This is a genomic window from Enterobacter cloacae complex sp. FDA-CDC-AR_0164, from assembly GCF_003071645.1.
GTDB classification, from domain to species: domain Bacteria; phylum Pseudomonadota; class Gammaproteobacteria; order Enterobacterales; family Enterobacteriaceae; genus Enterobacter; species Enterobacter ludwigii.
Map to the genome: position 1 here is coordinate 943,740 of NZ_CP028950.1, position 18,315 is coordinate 962,054.

The window sequence follows — 18,315 nt, forward strand, 5'->3', positions numbered from 1 at the left end:
AGCTTGTGACCCCAGATTTTGTCCCCGGCAGAGCCGACCTGTTTGAAGAGCTTGCAGGGTATTATGAGAGTGATGGCCTGATATTTACCGATAGAGGTCTTTGATATTATCTAACGCTATTAATAGCCTGCTTTTGCCCTACTCGCTGCGTTAAAACAATTACCGACGAATATGCCCGTTTCGTGTCTGCTTCAGGGCTTTATGAAGACAGGTGTGTCTACCCTTTTTGTTGCAATGCACAGCGGGTAGAATAAACGGCATACCCTGAGCTCAGGTGCTACTAATATCACCCATAGCTATTTTTTAATCGAGTTGCTGGCCAGCACACTCCTGACCGTCGCGATCGTGAGCGTTTTACATGCTACGTTTCTTTCTTCACAGCATAAAGATGGGCTACATAAAGGCGTTTGACTGTTACGGCAAAGACAGCAAATGGCAGTATCTCTGCATCATGGCATTCCAGCTCGCCTGGTTTTTGTTTTATTTATGGATCCCCTACCGTAGCGATTATGCCATTTTGCTGTTTTTACTGTTTTTTATTCCCGTCATTTCAAGCAATACGCGGTGCATCAACTACTACGGCTTTTCACGCGCCCTGTGCCTGATATGGCTGGTTGCTCCGTACATCATGCTTTTTGTTCCGCTGTTTTTGACCCGACGCCGAAGCACAGAAGAGAGCTAAGCCCATAAAAAACAACGCCACCTGACGGTGGCGTTGTTTTTTTCAGTACTGGTCTCTGTCTAACCAGTTACCGCTTACAATCCGCTTTAACCCCTCGACCGGACGCTGGTAGACGTACATCCACGCACTTCCATACGGCGTCTGGATCAACTGGCGAGCGTATTCACCGCCCCTGGTGCGCAAGGCATCAAGTTCGGCAAGTGTAGCATTATCAATACGATAAACTTCACCCTGTACTGTTCCTTCCCCAGGAACCGCGCCTGGATAGTGGCCCAGGCTATACAACTGGTAGTTCTCGATATTGTAATTCCCCAGCAGCAGGGCATTGGTCATCCAGTGACTGTTGCCTTGCTTGGTTCGTAAACTGCCGTAGACAAATATTCGCATTGCTAAAACTCAAACTGATAGAGCAGATCAAGTGCCTGGTCTACGCCGGACACTGCTTCCAGATATAGCTTAGGCATAAGGCGATAGCGTAACGTGAGTGTTGCCAGTGAGTCAAAGATCCCCACGCCATATTTTACCTGCAGACCCGGCAGTACATAGCCACTGACCACCACTTGCGAGGAGTCACCCACGCCCTGGGTGTCCAGTGCCAGATTGCTTACGCCGAACGTCTCGCCGATTTTACCCACAACCTGCCCACTTTGTGCAACCCCCAGACCCACTAACATCGAGGTCATCGCTGCACTGTCGCTCTGGCCGCTCTCCAGTCCTTGCCCACGCAGCAGGTAAGACAGGGCTTCCTGTTGGGACATTGCCGGGTCGGAGAAGATCTCAGCCTTCGGTTCATCAGCAGAGCCGGTAACGCGAACACCCGCAATAACGTCGTTTTCGGTGGCTTCCGGATTACGAATCGCTTCGATATTGAGCAGTGGCTGATCCGGCGGACCGGAGAACAGCAGTTCACCTTTACGCACTATCAGATCCTGACCATAGGCATGGAAGCGCCCTTCAGGAATATTGATCTGGCCGTTCAGACCCAGCCCCTGCTTGTCCTGCGCGACTTTCAGATCCCCCGTCAGTCTCGCCTTCAGCCCAAACGCATCCAGACGCACGTTATTGCCGACATGAACGGTGAGGTTACTGTTGATCGGAATACCGGCGCTCTTCTGCTCAACGGGTTTGAGATTTTCATTGAGCATGACTTCGTCACTGGAGACGCCCACCGCGCTCTCAGGCACCTCGTGCACCACGATGCGTGCCCACGGTACGTCCACGTTGCCGTCCAGCGTGAAGAGGCTTGGGGTGGCTTCAAAGACAATATCCGGGGATACGTCCAGACGTACCATCGGCGGTACGGTGATCCGCACCTTGCTGCCTTTGGCCGCGACACGGGCCCGCCAGTTATCAAGCTGGCTCCAGTCGGCGTCGCCGCTGAGGTTGATTTGCCCCTGCTGGGTACGCACCACCCCGGCGAGGGTCGAGCTCATCCCGTTGAAATTCATCGCAATCTGGCTTGGCTGCATATCAAACGGCATAAAGTTGCCGTCGATATCCACGCCGTTAAGCTGCATCTGGCCAAACAGCTGCGGGCTTTGCGCATTGCCCGCCAGGCGCAGGTTCGCGCTGAGCATCCCCTCCGCTTTTTCTCCGCGTGAGAAAATCGGGTTGGCCATCGCCAGGTTGAAATTGCGGATATTAACGTTACCGGCGAGATTACGGCGTCCTTGCGGATCGGTAATCTGCACCTGCCCGTCAAACTGACCGTTGTTGGTCAGACGGACAAGCCACCCCAGCTCCGCGCGGTTGTTATGCAGATCGGCACTCAGGTTGAGGGTATCAAACGCCACCGGCAGCGGTGCGTCGTTTACCTCCTGTATCACCTTCACGTTGCGACCAGAGAGCGTCACGCTACCCTGCGGCAGCCCCTCTTTGGTTGTGTCCCACGCGACATCGGCTTTCCCGCTAAAGACGCCGCTGGCCTGAGTCGTGTCCGGCATAAACGGTTTTAGCATCGCCAGGTCGAAGCGATTAAGGTTGATCTGCGCACGCCCTTCAGCCCCCGCATCAATGGTCTGCGGTACGCACAGTTCCGCATTCGGGTTGGTCCAGCAGTGCGGCCCGATACTGATCTTTTGTTCGGCGTTGCGGTAGTCCAGCGCGATAGAGCGGGACAGCGCCAGCGGCCCTACCGGGGTGTTGAAGCGGGTATTGTCCAGCGTCCCTTTCCAGCGCGCCTGTTTGCGATCAAAGCTTCCGGTCAGATGAAGCTGACCGGATACCGGCTCGCCCTGCACCTTAAGCTGGAGATCGTGCTGTTTTTCGTTACCTTTGGCATCCAGAGTGACCAGATTAATGTTCACGTCGGGCTGAGAAATGCGCTCCACGCGCAGGTTCAGGTTACCGCCAATCTGATCGGTGGATTTCACATCCCCTTCGACGCGAACCCGCGCAACGGTCAGCGCCTGCCAGCGCAGGTTGCTGGCGGTGATATCGGCCAGCAGCTGCGGAGCCTCTACCGTGCCGCGCACCTTCACTAACCCTTTCGCCGTACCGCCCAACCCTGGCAGGGCGTTATCCAGATTTGGCGCATCAATGGTGGCATCGAGATTAAGATCTTTCACCCCCAGCTCGCCTTTGATATCCGCCGTGTTACGGCCCAGCGCCACGTGCAGACCCGGGATCACCCACTGCAGATAGCTGTTGCCCTTCAGCGAGCCTTCAACGTTGACCTTATTCTGCTTCACGTTACCGGTAAGCTTGATTTCCGGCACGTCCATCTGCCACGTACCGCCATACAGGCTGCCGCGGGTTTTGATCAGGCCGTCCAGTTTTGATGGCCAGTCCGGCACCTCTTTGGCCGTGTTGATCCCCGTCAGCTTCAGCTCGCCGCGCCAGCTGATCGCCTGCTGCCAGTCGAGCAGCGCGGTCAGTTCCGTTTTACCTTCCAGCGCCGCGACGGTCAGTTTGTCGAGATTTACCTGCTGTTCGTTGCCTTTAGCATCCAGCGTAATCGTCGCAGGCGGAACACCTTGCCCCTTCACCGCCGTGCGGAACGACAGGGTGTAATCGGTCATTTTGCCGCTCAGCTTCAGCTTCAGGTCATCGGCCTGGAACTGTTTTTCGCCGGTGAACGGCCAGTAGAGCTGCTTACTGACAACCTCAAGGTTGAGCGGCAGCCCCGCTTCCGCCAGCTGCGTTTGCGCGCGCAGAACCATATCCACCGGGCCGGAGAGGTTAACGCCGACATCCAGTTTATCGCGCAGCGCCCCGCCCACGTTGACCTTCACTTTTTCGCCTTTCAGCGGGTCGATGTTGAGCGAACTGTTCAGGGTGATATCCACCGGCCAGTTGTCGCGCAGCAGGGCATTCCCTGACGCGTTAACCGAGCCCTGGTTGGTGTCGATATCCAGCGCGTCGAGTTTCATGTTGCCGTCGATGCTGCTGACTTTAAGCAGCATGTTGAAGACCGTCAGATCGGTATCGCCAGTGAGACGCAGCTGCTCGCCTTTGAACGCTTCGATATTCAGGTTCAGCGGCAAATGAACGTCCGTCATCTCCGGCAGCACAGGTTTAGAGAAGAGATCTTTCAGCGTTTCGCCCAGCGGTTTCTCTTCCGGCTGCGGGTTCTGGATCTTCGGCTCGACAATTTCTTCCTGCGCCACGTCCGCCACTTTCGGCAGCGCAATCAGCAGCCCCTGAAGGGAGGTTGGCGTCAGGGTGAGGTTTTTCTCCTGCCAGCGCAGGCCGGAGGTGAAATCCATGACAGAGACGGTGGTGTCGTCGATTTTAACATTGACGTTATCCAGCGCTACCCGATAGAGGGCAATCGGATACGGTGTGGAGAGATTCAGCGGGCCGCTATCCTCTTCCTCAACGGGGGCCGATTTCGGCATTTTCTTCGAATCTATCGCCACGTTCACGTCTTTCAGCGACAGATCGTTAACGCACAGCTTGCTGTCCCGCAGGCAGCCCAGCTTCACCGCGAGGTGAAATTCCCCCGCGTTTACCGCCACGCCAGGCTGCTCATAGCGGATGTTTTTCAGACGCAGATCGCGCCAGCCGCCTGTCACCTGGCCAATTTCCAGCCCGGGAACCCAGCGGTTAGCCGCGTTAAACAACAGATGCAGGCCAGACGTCGTTCCGACCAGAAACGCCACCGTACCGAGCAGCAGTACGATAAAAATCAGCACCCCGAGGCTTATCTTCTTCCATAAACTCATAATTCAGGCCCCAGACCGATGTAAAACTGTAAACCGTGTTCTTCTTTATCACCCACCGGCACGGCGAAATCGAGCTTGATTGGCCCGACGGGAGACTGCCAGCGTACGCCCACGCCCGCGCCGGTTTTAAAGTCGCTGCGGCGGATATCGCTTACCGCTTCGCCGCCGTCGACAAACATCGCGCCCCACCATTTTCCGCTGACGTTGTACTGGTACTCCAGCGAGCCGGTAGCCAGCTTGGAGGCACCAATCAGCTTGCCGTCATCATCTTTCGGCGCGATGGATTTGTATTTGTAACCGCGAATACTGCGGTCGCCACCGGCGAAGAAGCGCAGATCCGGCGGAACTTTGTCGAAGTCGCCGGTTTCAATCCAGCCGAGGTTGCCGCGCATCACGAAACGGTGTTTGTCATACAGCGTGCGGATCCAGACGTTTTGCGCCTGAATTACCGAGAAATCCACATCGGAACCCCACATGGTGTTGGAGTAATCGATGGAATAACGCTGGGAATCGCCCCAGGTTGGCATCAGGCCGCCGCGCGAGCGGGTACGGCTGATCATCACCCCCGGGTAGAGCAGCATGGTGGTGTTGGTGACGTTGGCCTGGGTAAAGTGGTCCAGACTCCAGCGCAGGTTAATGGCGCGCTGCCAGCCGCTGGAGAGGTCCCAGTATCGCGATACCGCAAGCGTGGTGGAATCTGCCTCGGTATCGTTCAGGTCGGTACGCTTAAAACCGCCCTGAACAAGGTAATACTGTTCAAGCGGGTTTTTCAGCAGCGGCATTTTGTAGCTGAAATCGAGCTGCTGTTCCGGCGCTGAGATACTGGCGCTGGTGGTCAGGCTGTGACCGTATGAGTTCATCCACGGCTTTTTCCACGTGGCTTTCACGCGCGGACCGACGTCGGTCGAATAACCAACACCGGTCTCAATGGTGTTCTCGGTGCGCGGCGAAACAACGCCATGCAGCGACAACACCTTGGTTATGCGCGATTTATCAAACTCCGGCGCGACAACCACCGAGTTAAACCACCCGGTGGCGGAGAGGCGGCGGTTCAGCTCCGCCAGATCACGCGACTGGTAGTAATCGCCCTTTTTGAAAGGCACGAGGTTTTGCAGATACTCTTCACGAATTTGTGAGCCTTCGAAGGTCACATCGCCGAAACGATAACGTTCGCCGCTGTCATAATCGATATCCCAGAAGGCCTGGTGCCTGTCGAGCGCAATGCCCAGCTGGCTTTTGTCGAACTGGCTGTCAAAGTAACCCTTACGCAGGGAGACGCTCGTCAGCTCTTTTTTGAAATGGTCGTAGTCACCGTGGTTCAGCACGGTACCGTTTTTCGGCCGCGTGCTGAGCAGATCCAGGTAATCCCGGTCCGTACGCGCGCCGCCGCGCAGAATGACGTTAGTGCCGCCGATCAAGACCGGCTCACCCGGTGAAACGCGGGCAATAAGCACCTGTCGCCCCTTCTTTGGCGGCGGACGGAGATCGAAATCAATGGTGGGTTCGTAATAGCCCAGCGCTTTCAGCCCTTCGCGGATCGCATCATCCACGCGCGCGCGAAAACGCCGGTCCGGCGTCACTTCGTCGCTCTCAATGGTCGACAGCTGCGCACGCACGTTTTTTTCCAGCGCCCCGGATAACCCCTCAACCTGCAAACGGACATTCGCCGCGCTGGCAACCCCGCTTGTCAGCAATAAACTGACCAAACATAACTGGCGGATTTTTGTCACGTTTTCTCCTGAATATCCCTTTTTCCACCCTGGAAGCAAATGAAGTGCCGCTCCGCGGCAAAATACGGCCTGTTAGCCAAAAACCCACATCACGGGTTGAAAACGGGTGTAACACCCAAATATTTCTTATGATTAAATCTAGACTCATTCAGCGCATTTATTGTGTTCAATTAAACGCTTCGTGACAACCTTAACCGAAACATCGCAGCCCGGGAGGCCCCCATCGTGAGTTTATTCGACAAAAAGCATCTTGTTTCACAAGCTGATGCATTACCGGGACGCAACACCCCTATGCCTGTGGCGACCTTACACGCCGTGAATGGCCATTCAATGACAAACGTTCCTGATGGAATGGAAATCGCCCTGTTCGCCATGGGCTGCTTCTGGGGCGTAGAACGCCTCTTCTGGCAACTCCCCGGCGTTTACAGCACCGCGGCGGGCTACACGGGGGGGTATACGCCAAACCCAACCTACCGCGAAGTGTGCTCTGGCGAGACCGGTCATGCCGAAGCCGTACGCGTGGTGTATGACCCTGCCGTCATTAGCTATGAGCAACTTCTGCAGGTGTTTTGGGAAAACCACGACCCGGCCCAGGGCATGCGTCAGGGTAACGACCACGGCACCCAGTACCGCTCGGCTATCTACCCTCTCACTCCTGAGCAGGAGACGGCCGCCCGCGCAAGCCTTGAGCGCTTCCAGAAAGCGATGCACGATGCCGGTGACAACCGCGAGGTCACCACGGAAATCGCCTCTGCCAAACCGTTCTACTATGCGGAAGACGACCACCAGCAGTACCTGCATAAAAACCCGTACGGCTACTGCGGTATCGGGGGTATCGGCGTCTGCCTGCCGCCACAGCTGGCCTGATTACTGGTCTAGCGCCACGCGAGCCGCGTGGCGCGTGGCATTACTGACCGACCCATAATTCATGACTTTTCCCTGCAACAGCAGGTTAAAAACCGGTGCCTGCGGCCTGTTAAGGCGGGTCTGCAGCAGGTGCACGGCCTCAATCCCCAGTTCGCGGCAGGGCACCGTGACCCCCGTGACCGGTTTTTCCAGCCGGTGCGCTAAATTCCAGGCAAAATCGGTGGTAATCAGAGAGATGTCTTCCGGAACGCGCAGCCCGTGGCGGGTTAATGCCCTCACCACACCTTCGGTCATGCTGGTGCTGTTTGGGAAAATCACCTCTGGCCACTGCGCTCTGTCATGACTCAGCAGCCACTCATCCAGCGCCCGCTCGGCTTCGTCTGCGGTAAACCACTCCGTCACGAGTAAATCACGCTGCGGCTCAAAGGCGACGTGAAAATGGCGATACGCCTCTTTAATGCCATCCAGACGAGCGTAAAGCGTATCTCGCCGAAGGCAGGTCAGCGTCAGGACCCGCCGATGCCCCTGTTCAAAGAGATACTGCATGGCGGTGAAGCCAATCGCCCGGTGATCGGGTGATACCGAATCCAGTACCCGCTCCCGGTCCACGGAATTAATTAAGACGCAGGGTTTATTGAGCGTGCTGGCCAGTTTAAATATGGTGGCATCATCAGTACCAATAATAATTATCGCGTTGATGTTCTTCTGGCTGGCCTTTTCCATAAATAATTTTACATCGGCGTGTTGTTCTTCTAATCCGCAACAGCTGACCCACACATTGTGTGGCGAGCAGGCCTCAGCAATCCCTTTGGTCACCTCAAGATAAAAAATATCGCCGCGCCCCTGAAAGGTTCTTTCCGGAGCAAAAACGGCAATACCGTTAATCAACAGCCGTCCACTGGCCATGGACTCCAGCACGCCCAGCTCTCGTGCGGTGCGAACGATCGCATCCCGGGCTTTATCGCTGGTATATGACTTGCCGCTTAATACCCTCGACACCGTGCTAACGGAATATCCCGTGAGGGCCGCGATCTCCTCCATTTTTAACCTGCCCGGCATAGTGTGACCTCGCTCTCAATCAGTTTTTGCAAATATTTGCAGAAACAGCCTTTTGATTTTAAAACCAAATTTCAGAAAGCCTGGAGATTACTTATTCACCTTGCGAGTATTCTCACAAAAACACATTGTCGCTACGCCTCGCCTTTCCTATTTTCCGGTCATCACTTCTTTTCAACTGAAATTAAGGTGTGACATGGAGAAGGTACGTTTTGGCATTATTGGTATAGGTAATATCGGTACGGTCCACGCACGTTATTTACTCGCGGGTACGGTCAATGACGCCTGCCTGACGGCAGTTTGTGACAATGCGCCGGAAAAACACCCGGCCATTCGCCAGCTGGTGGGGGCCATTCCCCTGTTCAGTGATGCCCAGGAGATGATCCAGAGCGGGCTTATCGACGCGGTGATTGTCGCCACGCCCCATTACGAACATCCGCGCCTGTCGATGCTGGCGATGCGTAACGGCATTCATACCCTGTGTGAAAAACCGGCAGGCGTTTATACGGCGCAGGTGCAGGAGATGAACGCCTGCGCGCGCGAGTGCGACGTGGTGTTTGGCATCATGTACAACCAGCGACCAAACCCGCTCTACCGGAAGGTTAAGGATCTTATCGACAGCGGTGAGCTGGGCGAGATCCGCCGCTCTAACTGGATAATCACCAACTGGTACCGCTCGCAGAGCTACTACAACTCCGGCGGCTGGCGCGCGACCTGGAAAGGAGAAGGCGGCGGCGTCTTGCTCAACCAGGATCCGCATCAGCTCGATCTCTGGCAGTGGCTGGTGGGCATGCCGGTCCGTCTGCGCGCGTTTTGCCAGTTCGGCAAACATCGTGACATTGAAGTGGAAGACGAGGTCACCGCCTATGCCGAGTATGCCAATGGGGCTACCGGTGTATTTATCACTACCGTGGCAGAAACGCCGGGGACAAATCGCCTGGAGATCGTCGGGGATCGCGGCAAAGTGGTCGTCGAAGAGGGACGGCTTCGCTACTGGCGGCTACGTGAGTCCGAAACCGCGTTTAACGCCCGCTGGCAAAACGGTTTTGGGGAGCCTGAATGCTGGGAGGTCGACATTCCTGTCGCCGCCGAATGCAGCGAACATCATGTCATTACCGCAAACTTCTGCGCCGCCATCCTGCGCGGTGAACCGCTGATTGCGCCGGGCCTGGACGGGATCCACGGCCTGACGCTCTCCAATGCCATGCATCTTTCCACCTGGACTGACGACTGGGTCGAACTGCCGATCAACGAGAAACACTACTTGCGCCTGCTCCAGCAACGCATCAGCACCTCAGTTGCTAAAGAGGCCATAAACGTGACGCTTGATGCCTCAGGCACCTGGTAACTCCGGAGACGACACGATGCTAAATATCGCCATTGTAGGTACAGGCAATATCTCACATAACCATATTCAGGGTTATTTGCAGTTTGGTCAGCGCTGCCGGATTGTCGCGCTGGTGGATATCTACCCGGAAAAAGCGCACGAGAAAAAAACGCGCTATGGCCTGACGCAGGCCCGCGTGTATGAGAGCCATCAGCAGATGCTGGCATCCGAGCCAGACGTCGATATCGTCGATGTCTGCACCCCGCCGTATGTCCACGCACAGATCAGCATTGATGCACTGGAGGCCGGGTGTCATGTGCTGTGTGAAAAGCCGATGGCCGCCTCGCTTGAGGAGTGCGACGCGATGATTGCGGCTCAGCAGGCCAGCGGTAAAACGCTCTCCATCATTGCGCAAAATCGCTTTACCGATGCCTTCTGGCGCTTAAAAGCAGCGCTGGATTCCGGCCTCGCGGGCAAAATCTGCCATGCGCAGGTGGATTCGTTCTGGTGGCGCGGCCACTGCTATTACGATCTGTGGTGGCGTGGCACCTGGGAAAAAGAGGGGGGCGGCTGCACGCTCAATCACGCGGTTCACCATATCGACGCTATTCAGTGGATGCTCGGGTTTCCATCCGAGGTGGTGGCGATGATGACCAACGTGGCGCATGACAATGCCGAAGTGGAAGACCTCAGCGCCGCAATATTCAAATATCCCAGCGGCGCACTCACGCAGCTTACCGCCTCGGTGGTGCATCACGGCGAAGATCAGACGATCGTCATCCAGGGCGAGCGCGCGCGCATCTCTGCCCCCTGGCAAGCCTGTGCCAGCGTGAGTGCTGATAACGGTTTTCCTCAGGAAACTCACGACCAGCAGCGGGAAGCACAGCTCAACGCTGTTTTTGCGCAGACACCAGCACTCGCGTGGACGTTGCATACCGGGCAGATTAACGACCTGCTGCTGAGTATTGAACGCGGCACGGCTCCGCTGGTGGATGGATTACAGGGAAAACGCTCGCTGGAGTTGATTACCGCAATTTATAAATCTGCCATCACCCGCACCGTGGTCTCGCTCCCCATTCCACGTGACGATCCGTTTTACCGTACCGGCGGGATTAACACCCTCGCCCCCCGTTTTCATGAGAAATCCACAAGCGTGGCCAACTTCAGCGAAGTGGGCGCTATCCCCCTGGGTAAAGATCTGGATCGAGGAATCTGAAGATGAATAAACATGACGGAATGAACTACGCGCCAGTCGGCAAACCTCAGCCCGTTGTCCGGGAAGGTGAGTTTGTCTTTGCCGCTGCCGCGCTCGACCACGGGCATATTTATGGAATGTGTAACGGGCTGATTGAAGCCGGCGCCACGCTGAAATGGGTTTACGATCCCGATCCGTCCAGAGTGGATAAATTTATCCAGCAGTATCCGCAGGCCAGAGTGGCGGATTCGCTGGAGGCGATCCTCGCCGATAACGAGGTGCGTCTGGTGGCAGGCGCCGCCATCCCCTCTGAGCGCTGTGCGCTGGGGCTGAAATCGATGGCGGCGGGGAAGGATTACTTTACCGACAAAGCGCCGCTCACCACCCTTGAACAGCTGGCAGATGCCAAAGCGATGGTTGAAAAAACCGGTAAGAAATACGCGGTTTACTACAGCGAACGTCTGCATGTTGAGAGTGCTGTCTTTGCCGGTCAACTGGTAAAGCAAGGTGCCATCGGCGACGTGGTACAAACGCTGGGGACAGGCCCACACCGTGAAGGCGAAGGAAGGCCAGACTGGTTTTACGATCGGCGATACTTCGGCGGCATCCTGTGTGACATCGGCAGCCATCAGATTGAGCAGTTCCTTTTTTACACCGGCAACCGCGATGCCACCGTGATAGCAAGCCAGGTCCGGAACGTTAAACACCCGCAGTACCCCGCCTTTGAAGATTTTGGCGACGCAATGCTCAAAGGCGAAAACGGCGCCAGCGGCTACTTCCGCTGCGACTGGTTTACCCCGGACGGGCTGTCCACATGGGGTGACGGACGACTGACGCTGCTCGGCACCGAGGGTTACATCGAAATCCGCAAATACGTCGATTTAACCCGTGGCGAGCAGGATGTGGTTTATCTCGTCAATAAAGAGGGGGAGTTCCGTTATCCGGTGGCAGGCCAGGTCGGATTCCCGTTCTTTGGCGAACTGATCCTCGACTGTCTCCATCGGACTGAAAATGCCATGACGCAGGCGCACGCCTTCAAGGCTGCGGAGCTCTGCGTGAAGGCTCAAATGCTCGCCAACGCGGCGGGTTAAGGGGAGCCGAAGATGACTATCCTGAATACCGCTATCATCGGCGGCGGGGCGATTCATGGCTGCCATGTCAATGCCCTGCGCCAGATACCCAACGTCGCACTGCGTGCGCTGGTCGACATCGACAGCGTTAAAGGACTGGCGCTGGCGAAAGACTATCAATGCCGTTTTTATCAGGATTACCGGGAAATGCTGCTGGATGATGCCATCGACGTGGTACACATCTGTACGCCCCATTTCGAGCATAAAGAGATGATTCTGGCGGCACTTGCCGCCGGGAAGCATGTTTTTTGCGAAAAGCCGGTGGGCATGAACACCCGTGAACTCATTGATATCACCCGTGCCGCCGATCGGGCTCAGAGCCTGCTCGGCGTGTGCTATCAGAACCGGCTCAACCCCACCAGCCAGCGTATTCGGCAGGAGTTAGGCCATGGACAGCTGGGGAAAATGCTCAGCATCAGGGCAGTACTCACATGGTCACGCGCGGGCGCTTACTACACGCAAAGCCCCTGGCGCGGTCGGCTGGCAACAGAAGGCGGGAGTCTGCTGATCAACCAGGCAATCCATACGCTCGACCTGATGCAGTGGTTCGGTGAAGGCGTGACGCGAGTGAAAGGCGTGGTGGATAGCGGTGAGCTGGCAGACGTGACCGAAGGCGAAGACAGCGCAATGGCCACGCTACACTTCGCCAACGGCGCCCGCGGCCTGTTTTATGCCAGCAATTGCCACACCACGGACGCCCCTCTCCTGCTGGAGATCCACTGTGAACACGGCTCGCTGCTGCTGAATGACAACACTCTCTGGCGCGTCACACCGGGTGAGCGGTTAAAACTGGCAAGCGATGATTCCCCCGACGGCACGGTAAAAAGCTACTGGGGGCTGGGTCATCAGCAGGCGATCCACCGGTTTTATACTGCCGTTCATCATCCGGAAAACAGAGACTATATCGATATCCGTACCGCCGGAAAATCACTCACCCTTGTGGAGGCTATTTATCGGTCATCTCAAACAAGACAATGGATAAATATCAACAACCAGAACGTAATTTGAATTCCAGACGTTAATAAAAATACGCCCCGTAAAACGGGTTAATCATTACCCTACACTGGATATTATTATGGTCAAACCAACTGAACGTAGAGTTGGTTATGGCGTGGCGCTTGGCTACGGCATAACCGATCTGTTTGGCGGAGGCGCTTTCGCCATTATCGGCACCTGGCTGTTATTTTTTTACACGACCTATTGCGGGCTGTCTGTTATTGAAGCGGGCTCTATATTTGCTATCGCCCGCGTCATTGATGCGCTGTTAAGCCCGATCATGGGTTATATCACTGATAATTTTGCGGGTACCTGGCTTGGCCGTAAATTTGGCCGTCGCCGTTTCTTTTTATTACTGAGTTCCCCGTTAATGTTTTTGTATGCCCTGCTGTGGCTGACGGATATGGGGTACTGGTATTACCTGGGAACCTATCTCTCGATTGAACTGCTGTCGGCGATGGTGCTGGTGCCGTGGGAGACGCTGGCCGCAGAAATGACGAACCGCTACGAAGAGCGCAGCCGACTTTCAGGGGTGCGCATGATCTGCTCTCAGCTTGGGGGGTTCCTTGCCGTTTCCGTCCCCGGCGTCATTATGCAGTTCACCGGGAAAGACAATCCGTTTACCTATACGCTCACCGGACTGATATTTTCCTGCATTTTTTGCCTTGCGGTGTTTATTACATGGTACACCACCTGGGAAGCGAAAGATGTGCATCAGGAGTCCGATTTTAAGATAGATAACCAGCGCAGCAGCGGGGTAGCCAATCATCTGAAATATCTGGTACTGGACCTCTTTTCGTCCTTTCGCATCCGCGCATTCCGCCTGCATATCATTATTTATATCTTCTCGTTTACTGCGATGGACGTCTTCGGCTCGGTCTTTACCTATTATGTCGTTTATTGTCTGAGCCAGGATGCGGCGGCCGTGTCGGGCTGGCTGAGCATTGCCGCCTTTGCCTCGGTACCAGGCACGTACGGATTTATGCTGCTTTTGAACCGGCTGAATATCACGCCGTCCGCCGCGCTGCGCCTCTCGTATGGCTGTATCTTCGCCGTGCTGGTATTCCTGTTTACGGTCTACCTCACCAAAACGCAGGTGCCAACGCTGCTGTTCTCGGGGGTCTTTATCCTGCTCGGTGCCGCCCGCTCTGGTCTTTATTACATCCCGTGGAATATCTACAGTTTCATCCCTGATATCGATGAGATTGTAACGCAGCAGCGCCGCGAAGGGATTTTTGCCGGGGTGATGGTATTGACCCGCAAAAGCACCGTGGCGATTGCCATTATGATCATCGGCCTGGTGCTGCAGGAGTCAGGGTTTGTGAAGGGCAGCGGCGCACAGCCTGAAAGCGCGCTGGGGGCCATTATCGGCCTGCTGATTTTCGCGACGGCGGCCCTTCTGGCCGTGAGCTTCTTCACGACCTACAAATTTAAACTGACCCGCGAGACGCACAAGCTGCTGCTGAAGGAGATTGCGCGCCGCAAGCTGGGCGGAGATTATCGCGACTGCGACGCCAACACCCGCGTGGTGATCAAACAGCTCACCGGCTATGAGTATGACCAGGTGTGGGGAGGGGATGCCACGCGCCGGGCGGCAGGAAACGCCAGTTTATCCGCCGTAAAATAGCCGTACGTACCGGGCAGCGCTTCGCTGTCCGGCCGGTTTTATGCCAAAATGTGACCTCTGGCAGATTTACACGCCTTTACGCTATACTACCCGCTGAAATAATCAGCTCAACGCTACGAGCTGACGTTCTATGTGTCTTCACACAAATGTAATTAACTTCCCTTCCGAGGATCTGGCTGAAGCCGGATAAACTATGTTAAACAGTATTTTAGTGATACTTTGTCTCATTGCCGTCAGTGCATTTTTCTCGATATCCGAGATCTCGCTGGCCGCCTCCCGTAAAATCAAACTGAAACTGCTTGCTGACGAAGGCAACGTTAACGCATCACGCATACTCAAAATGCAGGAAAATCCGGGAATGTTTTTCACCGTGGTGCAGATTGGCCTGAACGCGGTCGCCATCCTGGGCGGTATCGTGGGGGATGCAGCATTTTCACCGGTATTTCATGGCCTCTTCGCACGCTACTTTTCACCTGAACTCTCCGAGCAACTGAGTTTTATTCTCTCCTTCTCGCTGGTGACTGGCCTGTTCATCCTCTTCGCTGATCTGACCCCGAAACGCATCGGTATGATTGCGCCAGAAGCTGTGGCTTTGCGCATCATCAACCCGATGCGCTTCTGCCTGTTCCTGTTCCGTCCGCTGGTGTGGTTCTTCAACGGCCTGGCCAATAGCATTTTCCGCCTGTTTAAAATTCCGATGGTGCGAAAAGACGATATCACCTCTGATGATATCTATGCGGTCTTCGAAGCGGGTGCCCTGGCGGGCGTGCTGCGCAAGCAGGAGCACGAGTTGATTGAGAACGTGTTTGAGCTGGAATCCCGTACCGTACCGTCATCCATGACCGGACGCGAAAACGTGATTTGGTTCGACCTGCACGAAGACGAGCAGAGCCTGAAGCAAAAGGTGGCCGAGCACCCGCACTCCAAGTTCCTGGTCTGTAATGAAGATATCGACCACATCATCGGTTATGTGGACTCGAAAGACCTGCTGAACCGCGTGCTGGCTAACCAGAGCCTGGCGCTCAACAGCGGCGTTCAGATCCGCAATACCCTGATTGTTCCGGATACCCTCACCCTCTCTGAAGCGCTGGAAAGTTTCAAAACGGCCGGTGAAGATTTTGCCGTTATCATGAACGAATACGCGCTGGTGGTGGGCATCATCACCCTCAACGATGTGATGACCACGCTGATGGGCGACCTGGTTGGCCAGGGGCTGGAAGAGCAGATTGTTCAGCGTGACGAGAACTCATGGCTTATCGACGGCGGTACGCCGATTGACGATGTCATGCGCGTGCTGGATATCGACGAGTTCCCGCAGTCAGGTAATTACGAGACCATTGGCGGCTTTATGATGTTTATGCTGCGAAAAATCCCGAAACGTACCGACTCGGTGAAGTTCTCTGGCTACAAGTTTGAAGTGGTGGATATTGATAACTACCGCATCGACCAGCTGCTGGTGACGCGTATCGATAATAAACCGACCGTGCTGGTGCCGCGGATGCCTGACGCAGAAGAGAAAGTGTCGGCGTAAGGTCCATAAACATCAACGGCTCCCATCGGGAGCCGTTTTTTTATCAACTGCGTTTTTAACTACTGCATAGCACGGTGATTAAGCCATCTCAGTTTGCAGACGCATAACCTGACGGTTGACTTCAGACATCACAGACAGGTGCTGCTTGTCCTTCACTTTTGGGATAAGGATCTTGCCCTTATCAAACTCAAAAGCGCCAACATCCTTGATATACAACCGTCCACGGAACAGGATCTTCACGTACTTCGCCACCTGAAGCGGGTTGTAGCGTTGGAAAATTTTCATTCTTGTATCTCCTGCGAATCATACGCTCTTGCGGTGCCACAATCGGCCCGACTGTCCTGAGCGCAAATTTTGTTGCCCAAGAACTATAGACCAGAACTACGGTGTTACCCAGTATGCATAAGTTTATTTACCGTTTGATTACAATTATTCAGAATAATCTTTGCAAAGCTTCACTCAGGGCAGTATAAGCCGTCGTTTTTTCATGGATATGTGCGTTCACCCGCAAACTGGCATCGGGATTGCGGGAAAACCACATTGATCGCACTTATGATTAAAAGCGTATGACCAAGTGGTCGGATCACCTGCAAACAATAAGGAAACACCATGACCCTACGTACTATCCTTGCAGCAGCCTGCCTGCTTCTGCCCCTGTGGGCTAGCGCTCACGCGATTGAAAAAGGACAACGAGTACCACCAGTCGGCATTGCTGACCGGGGAGAATTGATTCTCGACAATGATAAGTTTAGCTACAAAGCGTGGAATAGCGCGCAGCTCGCAGGCAAAGTGAGAGTTGTACAACATATTGCCGGTCGTACATCCGCAAAAGAGAAAAATGCCAACCTGGTGGAAGCGATCAAGGCCGCAAAATTCCCACACGACCGCTACCAGACCACCACGATCGTTAATACTGACGATGCCATTCCTGGCTCCGGAATGTTTGTGCGTTCAAGCCTTGAGAGCAATAAAAAACTCTATCCGTGGTCGCAGTTTATTGTCGACAGCAACGGCGTGACGCGTAAGGCGTGGCAGCTGGAGGAAGAGAGTTCCGCAATCATCGTGCTGGATAAAGACGGCCGCGTGCAGTGGGTGAAAGACGGGGCATTAACCCAGGAAGAGGTGCAGCAGGTTGTCGCCCTGCTGCACAAACTGCTGGCTCAATAAATAGAGACGCGGAAGCCGGGGTTAAGGAAGGATTCGCGCGGGGTGTAGTCCAGCGGCTTACCCTGCCAGTCATGAACATGTGCCCCGGCGGCCGTGGCGACCGCATGCCCTGCCGCGGTATCCCAGACGTTCGTTGGCCCAAAGCGAGGGTAGAGCTGGGCATGGCCTTCCGCCACCAGACAGAATTTCAGTGATGAACCAATCGAGGTCGTCTGGTGTTCACCCAGCTGTTGCAGATATTCCTGCAGTTCACTGTCGCTGTGCGACCGGCTGATCACCACCAGCGGTGGACGCGCATCGCGCACCTGAATCTGCTTACGCACGCCGCACTCTTCCTTCCACGCCTTACCGTCTGCAGCGCTGTACATGACCTTCATCACCGGCGCGTATACCACCCCAAGCACCGCTTTGCCTTTTTCAATCAGCGCGATGTTGACGGTGAACTCACCGTTACGCTTGATAAACTCTTTGGTGCCGTCGAGGGGGTCCACCAGCCAGTAACGCTGCCAGTGCTGACGCTCGTCCCAGCTCTGCGGCGCTTCTTCTGACAGGACCGGGATATCCGGCGTTAAGGCCTGCAGCCCTTGCAGGATCACCTTGTGAGCCGCGATATCTGCCGCGGTGACCGGAGAGTCATCTGCCTTGCTGACGACCTCCATCGGTTTTGCACCGTCATACACCTGCATGATGGCATCTCCCGCATCCCGTGCGAGCTGACAAATCTTATCTAACATTCTCCACCTCTTTGTTAACGCAGTGGGGTTAACTCTTTGTTTTAGTTATATCGTAATGGGAACAATTCCGCTATCTGTGAAGCAATTCTGGTTTCATGGCGCTTTTT

General features: G+C 55.2%; 15 protein-coding genes. 9 read left to right on the top strand and 6 right to left on the bottom strand.

Annotated features, from left to right (window positions below):
* Window positions 1–388 precede the first annotated feature (388 nt).
* The gene (locus AM410_RS04625) at window positions 389–682 is read left to right on the top strand and encodes a hypothetical protein (RefSeq protein WP_059306513.1); all 294 of its coding nucleotides are present in this window, start codon (window positions 389–391) and stop codon (window positions 680–682) included.
* Between the two features lie 42 nt (window positions 683–724).
* Here AM410_RS04625 and AM410_RS04630 read toward each other — a convergent pair whose 3' ends face one another.
* From AM410_RS04630 to tamA, 3 genes are read right to left on the bottom strand one after another with little or no spacing between them, the layout of a single operon-like run.
* Entirely contained in the window at window positions 725–1,069 is a 345-nt protein-coding gene (locus tag AM410_RS04630; protein ID WP_014168360.1) for a gamma-glutamylcyclotransferase family protein, read from the bottom strand.
* Between the two features lie 2 nt (window positions 1,070–1,071).
* A complete protein-coding gene (gene tamB / locus AM410_RS04635) occupies window positions 1,072–4,848 on the bottom strand; it encodes an autotransporter assembly complex protein TamB (protein WP_073397036.1) in 3,777 nt (1,258 codons plus the stop codon).
* Complete coding sequence (gene tamA / locus AM410_RS04640; RefSeq protein WP_073397034.1) at window positions 4,845–6,578, bottom strand: autotransporter assembly complex protein TamA; 1,734 nt, start codon at window positions 6,576–6,578, stop codon at window positions 4,845–4,847. The genes tamB and tamA overlap by 4 nt, the downstream gene beginning before the upstream one ends.
* Before the next feature lie 225 nt (window positions 6,579–6,803).
* Between tamA and msrA the strand changes: the two genes are divergently transcribed.
* Window positions 6,804–7,445, top strand: coding sequence for a peptide-methionine (S)-S-oxide reductase MsrA (gene msrA, locus AM410_RS04645; protein ID WP_020882919.1), 642 nt, complete (start codon window positions 6,804–6,806; stop codon window positions 7,443–7,445).
* Here msrA and AM410_RS04650 read toward each other — a convergent pair whose 3' ends face one another.
* Window positions 7,446–8,504 carry a LacI family DNA-binding transcriptional regulator gene (locus AM410_RS04650; protein ID WP_014168356.1) on the bottom strand — a complete coding sequence of 353 codons (1,059 nt, stop codon included), beginning with the start codon at window positions 8,502–8,504 and terminating at the stop codon, window positions 7,446–7,448.
* A gap of 193 nt (window positions 8,505–8,697) precedes the next feature.
* Here AM410_RS04650 and AM410_RS04655 point away from each other — a divergent pair, with 193 nt between their 5' ends.
* The 6 genes from AM410_RS04655 to AM410_RS04680 all read left to right on the top strand — a co-directional run bounded on the left by AM410_RS04655 (window position 8,698) and on the right by AM410_RS04680 (window position 16,307).
* A complete protein-coding gene (locus AM410_RS04655; RefSeq protein ID WP_032681857.1) occupies window positions 8,698–9,849 on the top strand; it encodes a Gfo/Idh/MocA family protein in 1,152 nt (383 codons plus the stop codon).
* A 16-nt stretch (window positions 9,850–9,865) separates the two neighbouring features.
* A complete protein-coding gene (locus AM410_RS04660; RefSeq protein ID WP_108647590.1) occupies window positions 9,866–11,044 on the top strand; it encodes a Gfo/Idh/MocA family protein in 1,179 nt (392 codons plus the stop codon).
* Window positions 11,045–11,046: 2 nt separating this feature from the next.
* A complete protein-coding gene (locus AM410_RS04665; protein ID WP_032679504.1) occupies window positions 11,047–12,114 on the top strand; it encodes a Gfo/Idh/MocA family protein in 1,068 nt (355 codons plus the stop codon).
* A gap of 12 nt (window positions 12,115–12,126) precedes the next feature.
* Complete coding sequence (locus tag AM410_RS04670; RefSeq protein ID WP_020882923.1) at window positions 12,127–13,161, top strand: Gfo/Idh/MocA family protein; 1,035 nt, start codon at window positions 12,127–12,129, stop codon at window positions 13,159–13,161.
* Window positions 13,162–13,228: 67 nt separating this feature from the next.
* Window positions 13,229–14,776: an MFS transporter gene (locus tag AM410_RS04675; RefSeq protein WP_073397028.1), complete on the top strand. Its 1,548-nt coding sequence runs from the start codon at window positions 13,229–13,231 to the stop codon at window positions 14,774–14,776.
* A gap of 193 nt (window positions 14,777–14,969) precedes the next feature.
* Window positions 14,970–16,307 (top strand): hemolysin family protein, encoded by a 1,338-nt coding sequence (locus AM410_RS04680; protein WP_014168349.1) that lies wholly within the window; start codon window positions 14,970–14,972, stop codon window positions 16,305–16,307.
* A gap of 78 nt (window positions 16,308–16,385) precedes the next feature.
* Here the strand turns inward: AM410_RS04680 and AM410_RS04685 are convergent, their stop codons facing one another.
* Complete coding sequence (locus AM410_RS04685) at window positions 16,386–16,592, bottom strand: DUF1107 domain-containing protein (RefSeq protein ID WP_003856054.1); 207 nt, start codon at window positions 16,590–16,592, stop codon at window positions 16,386–16,388.
* Window positions 16,593–16,916: 324 nt separating this feature from the next.
* On the opposite strand from AM410_RS04685, the gene AM410_RS04690 reads away from it, so the two are divergent.
* Complete coding sequence (locus AM410_RS04690) at window positions 16,917–17,474, top strand: YtfJ family protein (RefSeq protein ID WP_014168347.1); 558 nt, start codon at window positions 16,917–16,919, stop codon at window positions 17,472–17,474.
* Here the strand turns inward: AM410_RS04690 and cysQ are convergent.
* Window positions 17,468–18,208, bottom strand: a complete 741-nt coding sequence (cysQ, locus tag AM410_RS04695) for a 3'(2'),5'-bisphosphate nucleotidase CysQ (protein WP_014168346.1) — start codon at window positions 18,206–18,208, stop codon at window positions 17,468–17,470. The two genes, AM410_RS04690 and cysQ, sit on opposite strands and share 7 nt — an antisense overlap.
* Window positions 18,209–18,315: the final 107 nt, after the last annotated feature.

Excerpts from the sequence above, each read along its gene's own strand:
- AM410_RS04625 (WP_059306513.1), top strand. The coding sequence starts at position 389 with ATGGGCTACATAAAGGCGTTTGACTGTTACGGCAAAGACAGCAAATGG.
- AM410_RS04630 (WP_014168360.1), bottom strand. The coding sequence starts at position 1,069 with ATGCGAATATTTGTCTACGGCAGTTTACGAACCAAGCAAGGCAACAGT.
- tamB (WP_073397036.1), bottom strand. The coding sequence starts at position 4,848 with ATGAGTTTATGGAAGAAGATAAGCCTCGGGGTGCTGATTTTTATCGTA.
- AM410_RS04650 (WP_014168356.1), bottom strand. The coding sequence starts at position 8,504 with ATGCCGGGCAGGTTAAAAATGGAGGAGATCGCGGCCCTCACGGGATAT.
- AM410_RS04655 (WP_032681857.1), top strand. The coding sequence starts at position 8,698 with ATGGAGAAGGTACGTTTTGGCATTATTGGTATAGGTAATATCGGTACG.
- AM410_RS04660 (WP_108647590.1), top strand. The coding sequence starts at position 9,866 with ATGCTAAATATCGCCATTGTAGGTACAGGCAATATCTCACATAACCAT.
- AM410_RS04665 (WP_032679504.1), top strand. The coding sequence starts at position 11,047 with ATGAATAAACATGACGGAATGAACTACGCGCCAGTCGGCAAACCTCAG.
- AM410_RS04670 (WP_020882923.1), top strand. The coding sequence starts at position 12,127 with ATGACTATCCTGAATACCGCTATCATCGGCGGCGGGGCGATTCATGGC.
- AM410_RS04675 (WP_073397028.1), top strand. The coding sequence starts at position 13,229 with ATGGTCAAACCAACTGAACGTAGAGTTGGTTATGGCGTGGCGCTTGGC.
- AM410_RS04680 (WP_014168349.1), top strand. The coding sequence starts at position 14,970 with ATGTTAAACAGTATTTTAGTGATACTTTGTCTCATTGCCGTCAGTGCA.
- AM410_RS04685 (WP_003856054.1), bottom strand. The coding sequence starts at position 16,592 with ATGAAAATTTTCCAACGCTACAACCCGCTTCAGGTGGCGAAGTACGTG.
- AM410_RS04690 (WP_014168347.1), top strand. The coding sequence starts at position 16,917 with ATGACCCTACGTACTATCCTTGCAGCAGCCTGCCTGCTTCTGCCCCTG.
- cysQ (WP_014168346.1), bottom strand. The coding sequence starts at position 18,208 with ATGTTAGATAAGATTTGTCAGCTCGCACGGGATGCGGGAGATGCCATC.